Annotated in this window: 11 protein-coding genes; 8 read left to right on the top strand and 3 right to left on the bottom strand. The window is 60.3% G+C overall.

Going from position 1 to position 11,689, the window contains the following annotated elements:
* Positions 1-247 precede the first annotated feature (247 nt).
* From BFP89_RS25540 to BFP89_RS25505, 8 genes are all read left to right on the top strand, one after another.
* The gene (locus tag BFP89_RS25540; protein ID WP_065888223.1) at positions 248-1,324 is read left to right on the top strand and encodes an ABC transporter substrate-binding protein; all 1,077 of its coding nucleotides are present in this window, start codon (positions 248-250) and stop codon (positions 1,322-1,324) included.
* Between the two features lie 189 nt (positions 1,325-1,513).
* Positions 1,514-2,320, top strand: coding sequence for an alkaline phosphatase family protein (locus tag BFP89_RS25535; RefSeq protein ID WP_065888222.1), 807 nt, complete (start codon positions 1,514-1,516; stop codon positions 2,318-2,320).
* Positions 2,317-3,162: an ABC transporter permease gene (locus BFP89_RS25530; RefSeq protein ID WP_065888221.1), complete on the top strand. Its 846-nt coding sequence runs from the start codon at positions 2,317-2,319 to the stop codon at positions 3,160-3,162. The genes BFP89_RS25535 and BFP89_RS25530 overlap by 4 nt, the downstream gene beginning before the upstream one ends.
* Positions 3,149-3,949: an ABC transporter permease gene (locus BFP89_RS25525; protein ID WP_065888220.1), complete on the top strand. Its 801-nt coding sequence runs from the start codon at positions 3,149-3,151 to the stop codon at positions 3,947-3,949. The genes BFP89_RS25530 and BFP89_RS25525 overlap by 14 nt, the downstream gene beginning before the upstream one ends.
* Positions 3,946-4,935, top strand: coding sequence for an ABC transporter ATP-binding protein (locus BFP89_RS25520; RefSeq protein WP_065888219.1), 990 nt, complete (start codon positions 3,946-3,948; stop codon positions 4,933-4,935). The genes BFP89_RS25525 and BFP89_RS25520 overlap by 4 nt, the downstream gene beginning before the upstream one ends.
* Positions 4,936-4,971: 36 nt before the next feature.
* Positions 4,972-5,625, top strand: coding sequence for an HAD family hydrolase (locus BFP89_RS25515; protein WP_065888218.1), 654 nt, complete (start codon positions 4,972-4,974; stop codon positions 5,623-5,625).
* Between the two features lie 400 nt (positions 5,626-6,025).
* Entirely contained in the window at positions 6,026-8,107 is a 2,082-nt protein-coding gene (locus BFP89_RS25510) for a carboxy terminal-processing peptidase (RefSeq protein ID WP_240995381.1), read from the top strand.
* A 119-nt stretch (positions 8,108-8,226) separates the two neighbouring features.
* Positions 8,227-9,990, top strand: a complete 1,764-nt coding sequence (locus BFP89_RS25505) for a bifunctional diguanylate cyclase/phosphodiesterase (protein WP_065888216.1) — start codon at positions 8,227-8,229, stop codon at positions 9,988-9,990.
* Here the strand turns inward: BFP89_RS25505 and BFP89_RS25500 are convergent.
* The 3 genes from BFP89_RS25500 to BFP89_RS25490 all read right to left on the bottom strand — a co-directional run bounded on the left by BFP89_RS25500 (position 9,987) and on the right by BFP89_RS25490 (position 11,256).
* A complete protein-coding gene (locus BFP89_RS25500; protein WP_005786715.1) occupies positions 9,987-10,358 on the bottom strand; it encodes a hypothetical protein in 372 nt (123 codons plus the stop codon). The two genes, BFP89_RS25505 and BFP89_RS25500, sit on opposite strands and share 4 nt — an antisense overlap.
* Positions 10,355-10,693 (bottom strand): helix-turn-helix domain-containing protein, encoded by a 339-nt coding sequence (locus tag BFP89_RS25495; RefSeq protein WP_065888215.1) that lies wholly within the window; start codon positions 10,691-10,693, stop codon positions 10,355-10,357. Before BFP89_RS25495 ends, BFP89_RS25500 begins: the two co-directional genes overlap by 4 nt.
* A 107-nt stretch (positions 10,694-10,800) precedes the next feature.
* Positions 10,801-11,256, bottom strand: coding sequence for a YkvA family protein (locus BFP89_RS25490; RefSeq protein WP_065888214.1), 456 nt, complete (start codon positions 11,254-11,256; stop codon positions 10,801-10,803).
* Positions 11,257-11,689: the final 433 nt, after the last annotated feature.

The following is an 11,689-nucleotide window of genomic DNA, read 5'->3' as shown; positions in this document are numbered from 1 at the left end:
ACAGATGACAATGGATGTCGCTGCCCGCACCACACCCTGCAATACATCGGCCAAGTCCATGGCCTGCGGGCACTTGGGCATGGTCTACGCTAAGTCTGAACGGAGCGACACCCGTGCTTCAAAAACGACATCGACATGAAACTGTCATCCATCGGGCCTAGATTGGCTCAGGTATTGCTGACCTAGACCACACCCTCGCCAACGTTCAGATAAAACGCCGCGTGATAAACGCCCAAAGGAGCTTCGGATGAAACAGCTTTTCCTGGCATCACTGTTAGGCTCGACCATTGCCATGTGCACCGCCGCCATGGCCGCTGATACCGATCTAAAAACCTTGGAAGCCGCCGCCAAGAGCGAGGGCGCCGTGAACAGCGTCGGCATGCCCGATGACTGGGCCAACTGGAAAGGCACCTGGGACGACCTGGCCCGGATCCATGGCCTCAAGCACATCGACACCGACATGAGCTCGGCCCAGGAAATCGCCAAGTTCAAGGCCGAAAAAGACAATGCCAGCGCGGATATCGGCGACGTGGGCGCCGCCTTCGGTCCCATCGCGGTGAAGCAGGAAGTGACCCAGCCGTACAAACCCTCCACCTGGGCTTCGGTACCGGATTGGGCGAAGGACAAAGACGGCCACTGGGCACTGGCCTACACCGGCACTATCGCGTTTATCGTCAACAAGAAACTGCTCCACGGCTCCGAAGTCCCAACCAGTTGGGCCGACCTGCAAACCGGCAAATACAAGGTCTCGGTGGGTGACGTAAGCACCGCCGCCCAAGCCTCCAACGCGGTACTCGCCGCCGCCATCGCCAACAAGGGCGACGAGAAAAACATCGCACCGGGCCTGCAGTTCTTCACCAAGATTGCCCAGCAAGGTCGCCTCGGCCTGTCCAACCCGACCATCGCCACCCTGGAAAAAGGCGAAGTCGAAGTGGGTATCGTCTGGGACTTCAACGGCCTGAGCTACAAGGCCAAGATGGCCAACCCGGATGACTACGTGGTGCTGATCCCATCGGATGGCTCGGTGAAGTCCGGCTACACCACCATCATCAACAAGTACGCCAAGCACCCGAACGCCGCCAAGCTGACGCGCGAATACATCTTCAGCGATGCCGGCCAACTCAACCTGGCCAAAGGCAATGCCCGTCCGATCCGCGCCGAGACCGACCTGAAACTGCCGGCTGACATCGCCAAAAACCTGATCCCGGGTGAGCAATACACCAAGGCCAACCCGCAGCCGATCAAGGATGCCGATGCCTGGGAAGCGACGTCCAAGAAACTGCCGCAGCTGTGGAACGAGCAGGTGATTGTCGAAATGAAGTGAGGGTTTAAGCCCACATTGGAGACCCACTGGGGATCCAATGTGGGAGGGGGCTTGCCCCCGATGGCGGTGTGTCATTAAACAGATGTGTTAGCTGATCCACCGTCATCGGGGGCAAGCCCCCTCCCACACTTTGACCTCGTTCCTCCAGATGAATTGAGTCAAGTCTATTGCTGCGGAGCGCTCTCCCCCATGAAGCACCCTGTCATCCTTGTCGTGCTCGACGGCCTGAACGCCGGGGTCGCCCGGCACGCCATGGGGCACTTGCAGGCCTATGTCGGCGCAGGACGCGCAGCCTTCTACACACTGGAATGTGAACTGCCCGCCCTGTCCCGCCCGTTGTATGAATGCATCCTGACCGGTGTGCCGCCGATCCAGAGCGGCATCGTCCACAACAACGTCGCGCGCCTGTCCAGCCAGCGCAGCATTTTCCACTACGCCACCCGTGCCGGCTTGACCACCGCGGCGGCGGCTTACCATTGGGTCAGCGAATTGTATAACCGCACTCCCTTTCTCGCCGCCCGGGATCGCCACACCGACGATACGGCGCTGGCGATCCAGCATGGGCATTTCTACTGGAATGACCACTACCCGGATTCCCACCTGTTTGCCGACGCCGAAAACCTGCGCCTCAAGCACGCGCCGGACTTTCTGCTGGTGCACCCGATGAACATCGATGACGCCGGTCACAAGCACGGTCTAGACAGCGCGCAGTACCGCAACAGCGCACGCTCGGCCGACATCGTTCTTGCCGACTACCTGCAAGGCTGGCTCGACGCCGGCTGCCAGGTGCTGGTCACCGCCGACCACGGCATGAACAACGACCGCTCCCACAACGGCCTGCTGCCGGAGGAACGCGAAGTGCCGCTGTTCGTGCTGGGCGACGCCTTCAGCCTGGATGCCGCCGCTGCGCCGAAACAGACCGATCTGTGCGGTACCGTCTGCGCACTGCTCGGCGTACCCCACGACAAACCGGTCTGCCGGGAGTTGCTCAAATGAGTGGCATGGTTCGCGGCAAATGGCTGGCCTTACTGTGCCTGGCGCCCTTCGCGCTGTTCTTTATCGTGTTCCAGATCGCGCCGTTGGCCTGGGTGCTGATCAACAGCCTGCAAACCGAAGACAGCGGTTGGAGCCTGGAAAACTTCACGCGCATTTTCAGTTCGAAGTTCTACCTGCAGGCGATCCAGTTCAGCCTCGAGATCAGCTTCTACTCCAGCGTCTTCGGCATCATTATCGCCACGCTGGGCAGTTACTCCCTGCGCCGGGTCGATTCGCCGCTGCGCAATTTCGTCACGGCGTTTGCCAACATGACCAGCAACTTCGCCGGCGTGCCCCTGGCCTTCGCGTTCATCATCCTGCTGGGGTTCAACGGCAGCATTACCATCATGCTCAAGCAGGCGGGGATCATCCAGGACTTCAACCTGTACTCCAAAACCGGCTTGATCCTCCTCTACACCTACTTCCAGATCCCCCTCGGCGTCCTGCTGCTGTACCCGGCCTTTGACGCGCTGCGCGAAGACTGGCGCGAATCGGCCGCCCTGCTCGGCGCCAATGGCTGGCAGTTCTGGCGGCACATCGGCTTGCCGGTCCTGACCCCCGCCCTGCTCGGCACCTTCGTGATTCTGCTGGCCAACGCCCTTGGCGCCTATGCCACCGTGTACGCCCTCACCACCGGCAACTTCAACGTGCTGCCGATCCGCATCGCGGGGCTGGTTTCCGGTGACGTGTCACTGGACCCGAACATGGCCAGCGCCCTGGCCGTGGTGCTGGTGGCGCTGATGACCGTGGTCACGGTGGTCCATCAACTGCTGCTCAAGAGGAGCTACCATGTCTCGCGCTGATGCCGGCCCGGCGTCCCTCTACCATCGGGTGGTGGTGTACGTGCTGTTCCTGATCCTGGTACTGCCGCTGGCAGGCACCTTTGTCTATTCGATCTCCAGCAGTTGGTCGGCCACCATCCTGCCCGCCGGCTTCAGCCTGAAATGGTATGTGCAGCTATGGAGCGACCCGCGCTTCCTGATGGCCTTCGGGCAATCGCTGCTGGTGTGCGTGGGCGCGCTGATCCTGTCGGTGGTGCTGATCCTGCCGCTGCTGTTCGTGGTGCATTACCACTTCCCCAGGCTGGATGCGCTGATGAACATCCTGATCCTGCTGCCGTTCGCGGTGCCGCCGGTGGTGTCGTCGGTGGGCCTGCTGCAACTGTACGGGTCCGGGCCGCTGGCGATGGTGGGTACGCCGTGGATTCTGATCGGTTGCTACTTCACCGTGGCGCTGCCGTTCATGTACCGCGCAATCACCAACAACCTGCAGGCGATCAATCTGCGCGACCTCATGGACGCCTCGCAACTGCTCGGCGCCAGTACCTGGCAAGCGGCGATCCTGGTCGTGCTGCCCAATCTGCGCAAAGGCCTGATGGTGGCGTTGCTGCTGTCGTTCTCATTCCTGTTCGGTGAGTTCGTGTTCGCCAACATCCTGGTCGGCACCCGCTATGAAACCCTGCAGGTGTACCTCAACAACATGCGCAACAGCAGCGGCCACTTCACCAGTGCCGTCGTGATCTCCTATTTCTTCTTTGTGCTGGTGCTGACCTGGGCCGCCAATATCTTGAACAAGGACAAAAGCCAATGAGCTTCGTCAGCGTCCAACACCTGCAAAAGAGCTATACCGGCACCCCGGTATTCAGCGATATCAACTGCGAAATCGCCAAGGGTGAGTTTGTCACCCTGCTCGGCCCGTCCGGTTGCGGCAAGTCGACCTTGCTGCGCTGCATCGCCGGTCTGACCTCGGTGGACAGTGGGAAAATTCTGCTCGATGATCAGGACATCGTCCCGCTAAGCCCGCAGAAACGGCATATCGGCATGGTGTTCCAGAGCTACGCGCTGTTCCCCAACATGACCGTGGAACAGAACGTCGCCTTCGGCCTGCGCATGCAGAAAGTCAACGCCGACGACAGTCACAAGCGGGTCCAGGAGGTGCTGCAATTGGTCGAGCTCAAGGACCTGGCCGGTCGTTATCCGCACCAGATGTCCGGCGGCCAGTGCCAGCGCGTCGCCCTCGCCCGCTCACTGGTGACCCGCCCGCGCCTGTTGCTGCTGGATGAGCCGCTGTCGGCGCTGGATGCACGGATTCGCAAGCACCTGCGCGAGCAGATCCGCCAGATCCAGCGCGAACTCGGCTTGACCACCATCTTCGTCACCCATGACCAGGAGGAAGCCCTGACCATGTCGGACCGCATCTTCCTGATGAATCAGGGCAGAATCGTACAGAGCGGCGATGCCGAGACCCTCTACACTGCGCCCGTGGATGCATTCGCCGCCGGGTTTATCGGCAACTACAACCTGCTCGATGCCGACAAGGCCAGCCAACTGCTGCAACGGCCGATCAGTGGGCGCATCGCGATCCGCCCCGAAGCCATCGAACTGAGCCGTAACGGCGACCTTGACGCGCTGGTGCGCAGCCACAGCCTGCTGGGCAACGTGATTCGCTATCGTATCGAAGCCCGTGGCGTGGAGTTGGTGGTGGATGTGCTGAACCGCTCTGCCGACGACCTGCATCCGGATGGCCAGCGCCTGGCACTTTCCATCGACCCCAGCGCGCTGTGTGAAGTAGCCTAGCCTGACGGGCAACGACTGAATGAGAGAGCATTTCGGATGGCATTGGTAATTTTTGATCTGGACGACACCCTGATCCATGGCGACTGCGCCACCTTGTGGAGCGCGCAGATGGGCCGCCTGGGCTGGGTCGACCCTGAGTCATTCATGCGCAGGAACGACGAGCTGATGGCGGCCTACGGCCGAGGCGAGCTGCGCATGGAGGACTTCATGGATTTCAGCCTGGAGCCGATGATTGGCCGCACCCCGCAAGAGATCGAACACCTGGTGGAGCCCTGGGTCGAGGACGTGATCGAGCCACTGATCTACAGCGACGCGACCAAAACCATCGCCCGACACCGCGCCAATGGTGATCGGATCCTGGTGATTTCCGCTTCGGGCACGCACCTGGTCACGCCGATTGCGGCGCGCATCGGCATCGACGAAGTGCTGGGCATCGAGCTGGAGGTCAGCCACGGGGTGTACAGCGGCAAGACCGAGGGCGTGCTGACTTACCGCGAAGGCAAGATCATGCGCTTGCTGCAATGGCTGGAGCAGGAAGGCGAAACCCTGGAAGGTGCCTGTTTCTACTCGGATTCGCGCAATGACCTGCCGTTATTGCTGAAGGTGGATCATCCACAGGTGGTCAACCCCGACCCGGTATTGCGGGCCCACGCCGAACAGGCCGGCTGGCCGATCCACCACTGGACCTGAACCCACGGAGATCTCCCTGCAGAAGATCCCCATGTGGGAGGGGGCTTGCCCCCGATGGCGGTGGACCAGATGAAACATTCTTCACTGACATACCGCTATCGGGGGCAAGCCCCCTCCCACATAGGCCCTATTACAACTCTGGAATATTCAACACGATGAGCGCCCGCTTCCAACACGCGAACGCGAACTTGACCTACATTGCAGGTAGGACCGAGCTCTTACACCGCTCGACATGACCCTCGACGCCTTGCAATGCTCTCACAGTGCCTCCATAGTGAGTCCGGACTGAGCCCGTTGCAGTAGCGTCGGGCTTTTTGCATTATGCGACCGGACCATATGGAACCGGCTCCCTCAAAGACGGCCTAATATGCGTTATCAATTGCCCCCGCGTCGAATCAGCATGAAGCATCTGTTCCCCAGCACCGCCCTCGCTTTTTTCATTGGTCTCGGCTTCGCGTCGATGTCGACCAATACGTTCGCAGCCAATAGCTGGGACAACCTTCAGCCTGATCGCGATGAGGTGATTGCCAGCCTTAACGTCGTCGAGTTGCTCAAGCGCCATCACTACAGCAAGCCGCCGCTGGACGACGCACGCTCGGTGATCATCTACGACAGCTACCTCAAGCTGCTGGACCCGTCGCGCAGCTACTTCCTGGCCAGTGATATCACTGAGTTCGACAAGTGGAAGACCCAGTTCGACGACCTCCTCAAAAGCGGCGACCTGCAGCCCGGGTTCACCATCTACAAGCGTTACCTGGACCGCGTCAAAGCGCGTCTGGACTTCGCCCTGGGTGAGTTGAACAAAGGCATCGACAAGCTCGATTTCACCGAGAAGGAAACCCTTCTGGTGGACCGCAAGGACGCCCCTTGGCTGACCAGCACCGCCGCGCTCGACGACCTGTGGCGCAAACGCGTCAAGGACGAAGTGCTGCGCCTGAAGATCGCCGGCAAAGAGCCCAAGGCCATCCAGGAGCTGTTGACCAAGCGCTACAAGAATCAGCTGGCGCGCCTGGACCAGACCCGTGCCGAAGATATCTTCCAGGCTTACATCAACACTTTCGCGATGTCCTACGACCCGCACACCAATTATCTGTCGCCAGATAACGCGGAAAATTTTGATATCAACATGAGTCTGTCCCTGGAAGGCATCGGTGCCGTCCTGCAAAGCGACAATGACCAGGTCAAGATCGTGCGCCTGGTGCCGGCAGGTCCGGCGGACAAGACCAAGCAGGTCGCCCCGGCCGACAAGATCATCGGCGTGGCCCAGGCCGACAAAGAGATGGTCGACGTGGTCGGCTGGCGCCTGGACGAAGTGGTCAAGCTGATCCGTGGGCCCAAGGGCAGCGTGGTGCGCCTGGAAGTGATTCCGCACACCAATGCACCCAACGACCAGACCAGCAAGATCGTGTCCATCACCCGTGAAGCGGTGAAGCTCGAAGACCAGGCCGTGCAGAAGAAAGTCCTCAACCTCAAGCAGGATGGCAAGGACTACAAGCTGGGCGTGATTGAAATCCCGGCCTTCTACCTGGACTTCAAGGCCTTCCGCGCCGGTGACCCGGACTACAAGTCCACCACCCGCGACGTGAAGAAAATCCTGACTGAGCTGCAGAAGGAAAAAGTCGACGGCGTGGTCATCGACCTGCGCAACAACGGCGGCGGTTCCCTGCAGGAAGCCACCGAGCTGACCAGCCTGTTCATCGACAAGGGCCCGACCGTGTTGGTGCGCAATGCCGACGGCCGTGTCGACGTACTCGAAGACGAGAACCCGGGCGCGTTCTACAAAGGCCCGATGGCGTTGCTGGTCAACCGTCTCTCGGCCTCGGCCTCGGAAATCTTCGCCGGCGCCATGCAGGACTACCACCGTGCGCTGATCATCGGTGGCCAGACCTTCGGCAAGGGCACCGTGCAGACCATCCAGCCGCTGAACCACGGCGAACTCAAGCTGACCCTGGCCAAGTTCTACCGGGTGTCCGGGCAGAGCACCCAGCATCAGGGCGTACTGCCGGACATCGACTTCCCGTCGATCATCGACACCAAGGAAATCGGCGAGAGCGCGCTGCCCGAAGCCATGCCGTGGGACACCATCCGCCCTGCGATCAAGCCGGCATCCGACCCGTTCAAGCCGTTCCTGGCACAGCTGAAAGCCGACCACGACACGCGCTCCGCCAAGGACGCCGAGTTCGTCTTCATCCGCGACAAGCTGGCCCTGGCCAAGAAGTTGATGGAAGAGAAAACCGTCAGCCTCAACGAAGCGGACCGTCGCAAGCAGCACGCCGACATCGAGAATCAACAACTGGTGCTGGAAAACGTGCGCCGCAAGGCCAAGGGCGAGGACCCGCTCAAGGAACTGAAGAAAGAAGATGAAGATGCGCTGCCGACCGAGGCGGAAAAAACCAAGCCGGAAGACGACGCCTATCTGGCCGAGACCGGTCGCATCCTGCTGGACTACCTGAAAATCACCAAGCAGGTAGCCAAGCAGTAAATGATGTCAATTTAATGTGATCGCTCCCTGGAGTGTCATCATATAGACATCATTCTGTCGTGAAATATAAGGACCGCAGGTTTCAAGCCTGCGGTCCTTTTTTTTCGATCGAGAGCGCCATGACCATGACCGAACAGCTGGATGCATTGGGCTCTATCCTGGCTCAACGCAGTTTGCACAGCCTGTTCCAACCGATCATTTGCCTGTCTGAACGCCGGGTCCTCGGCTACGAGGCCCTCAGTCGCGGCCCGTCCAACAGCCCGTTGCACTCCCCCGTCGCCCTGTTCTCCATCGCCAGCCATGCCGGGCGCCTGAGCGAACTGGAAATGGCCTGCCGTGAGAGTGCCTGCCGGCGCTTCAGCGAGCAGAAGCTGCCGGGCAAGCTGTTTCTCAATATCTCACCGGAATCCCTGGTGGAGACGGCGCACCAACCGGGGCGCACCCTGCAATTGCTGCGCGAGTTCGGTATTCCCCCCAGCCAGGTGGTGATCGAACTCACCGAGCAGACGCCCACCGATGACTTCAAGCTGTTGCAGACCGCGTTGCATCACTATCGCGACATGGGCTTTGCCATTGCCCTGGATGACCTGGGCGCCGGTTACTCCAGCCTGCGGTTGTGGTCGGAGCTACGCCCGGATTACGTGAAGATCGACCGCCACTTTATCGACGGCATCCATCAGGACGCGCTCAAACGCGAATTTGTCGGCTCGATCATGCAGATCGCCAAGGCCTCCCGGGCCCAGGTGATCGCTGAAGGCATTGAACTGCCGGAAGAGTTGGCGGTGTTGACGGAAATGGGCGTGGACCTGGTCCAGGGCTACCTGCTCTGCCGGCCTCAGGAGCATCCACCGCAGGAAGCACGCTTGATGCTGCCCAAGCCGGACCACGCCAATATCGCCCTGAATGAAGAAGCCAGTGACCTCAGCGCGCTGCTCATTGAACAGCCGGCGGTGGATCAAGACACGGCAACCGCCCAGGTGCTCGAAGCATTCCGTCGCCAGGCCAACCTGAACTCACTGGCGGTGCTCGATGCCCGCAACCACCCGGTGGGCATCGTGCATCGGCACTCGCTGTCGGACGCGCTGCTCAAACCCTTCGCGACCGACCTGTTCGCTCGCAAGCCGATCAGCCGCCTGATGAGCGATGACTTTCTGGCCGTGGAGTTGAGCCAGTCCCTGCAACAGGTCAGCCGCTTGCTCACCAGCCGTGCGCGGCAACGCATCGAAGAAGATTTCATCATTACATTGAATGGCGACTATCTGGGCCTGGGACGGGTCATCGATGTGCTCAAACTGATCACCGAACTGAAAATCCAGCAGGCGCGCTACGCCAATCCGCTCACCCTGCTACCGGGCAACGTGCCGATCCAGCAGTGCCTGACGCGCCTGCTGCAGCAACAGCGTGAATCGGTGATCTGCTATGTGGATATCGACAGCTTCAAGCCCTTCAACGATATCTATGGTTATGGGCGCGGGGATGAGGTGCTGTTGTGCCTGGCGCAGTGCCTGAACGACCGGGTCGATCCCAGCCGCGACTTTGTCGGGCATATCGGTGGTGACGACTTTCTGCTGGTGCTGGGCCCACAGGAGTGGCGCAAACGGCTCAATCAACTGCTGGACGACTTTCACACCCAATGCCGACGCTTCTACCGCGCCGAGCACCTCGACGCCGGCTGCTTCACCGCACTCAACCGCCAGGGCGTGCGCCAGGAATTCGCCTTGCTTTCACTGTCGATTGGCGTGGTGCATTTGTATCCACAGGCCTGTGCACAACTCGATGCCAGCCAGTTGGCGGAGCTGGCGTCACAGGCCAAGCACCAGGCCAAGGACATCATCGGCTACAGCATCCATGTGATCGACAGCCTGGACCTGCTGCCGGCTTAAGCCTCGGCGGATTCGGGATATTCGTACTCGAACACCCGCACCACCTCCGAAGCGTGCCAGGAAGCGGCGGCCACACCGTCGGAGGGCCCGCTGAAACGCCCCAGGCGCTCCACGCATTCAAAGAACCCCGTGCGCGGCAGGCGGCTGGCACCCTGGCTGATCACCAGGGAACTGCGCAGCGGCTGCTCGGCTTTGGCGTCCAGCGCAGCCAGGTGCTCCAGGGCGGCGGCCAGGGTCTGCATCGCCGGCGTCGGGAATTGCAGGCGCTCGAGCAGCGCACGGTAGGTCAGCAGATGGCGCTGACGGCGCGCCTGGTCCAGTTCGTTGAGTAAGCCATCCCAATGTTGACGGCTGATACGTAGGCTCAAGATTCATCCCTCCAACCTGCAACGCCCAATTCCCAGGCCAGGCTGCGGCGAATGGCGGCATCCGGCTGTCGTTCACCCCTTTCGATCAAACCAAGATACGAGGGGCTGATACCCACTGTGCGCGCCAGGGTTTCGATCGCCAGGCCCTTGGCTTCACGCAGGCCGCGCAGGGCTGCGAGCGGGTGCACGTCCTGGTCGGGAGTAATCGGTGCGGCAGGGGAAGAAGCCAGTGTGGGCTGTTGCTGACCGGCCGCTTTCAGCAGCGCCTGGTACTGGTCCCATGGCAACACCGCATATTCGGGTTCGCCATTACGTGAAATGATCTGGATATCCATGACTGCCCCGTAGGATAAAAACACTTACCAAGTAAGTAATTTCCTTACTCCTTCCTTGGAAGTGTAATCCTAACAGCCACGGAGGTCGCAGGGGATAGCCCAAAGCATCAGTTTTTTTGTGGGTTTTCCTGGGCGAGCAGCTCGGGTGTGGCCGGTAGACGTTCGACCACGGCCAGCTTTTCCGGGCGTTGTGCATCCCGCCAGGCGCGAAACGCGCTGAGTTCCCCGCTCAGGGTCTTCATGACCCAGGCCAGCACGGCGATGTCGTCGAACATACCGAACATGGGAATAAAATCCGGAATTGCATCAATCGGACTGAGGAAGTACATCAGCCCCGCCACCACCGAAATCAGCGCCTTGGGGCTGATCGCTCGATACTCGTTGCGCCAATAGGCCAGGCACAGGGCCTGGAGCAGCTTGAGGTCATCCTTGAGCTGGCCCAACCGATTGCCCTGGCTCGAGCCTTTGGCCGCGACAGCAAACAGCAGGGTTGGCAGACGGCCACGCCCCAGCAAGCGTGCGGCTATAGGCAGGAAACGGGTGAAATTGAAGGGTGGTTTCATGTGTCACTCCAGTTCCATACGACAGAAAGGTTATCCACACAAATTGTGGATAACCTTGTGAACAGAGCCTTTTTTCATGGCTGAAAGCCACGGACTACAAGGCCTGCAGTCAGATCGGGCGTTTTTTGCGCACATCAGAAAATCCCAATATTTCATTGACTTGGCAGGTCTGTGCGGCTAGCCGTGCTCGGGTCTAATATCAGACTGTGTCAAGTTGAGGACGTTCGTTCGGATTTGCAGAGGCTTAAACGTGACAGCTGGCGTGCCTGCGATAGCGATAGGTATCTACACACCTGCCTAGCCCAACCGTAACCACGATGCGAAGCGAGCCGCTCGTGATCTTGATCTTGATCTGCTTTTGATCTTAAGCGCCCCGTCAAACCACGCTGGCCGAACGCAGGCTTGAATCCGTGGGTAACCCGGCAGGACGCCG

Origin of the sequence: Pseudomonas sp. 31 R 17, assembly GCF_900004915.1 — a bacterium.
GTDB lineage: Bacteria > Pseudomonadota > Gammaproteobacteria > Pseudomonadales > Pseudomonadaceae > Aquipseudomonas > Aquipseudomonas orientalis_A.
This window is presented reverse-complemented; position numbering and strand designations above follow the sequence as displayed.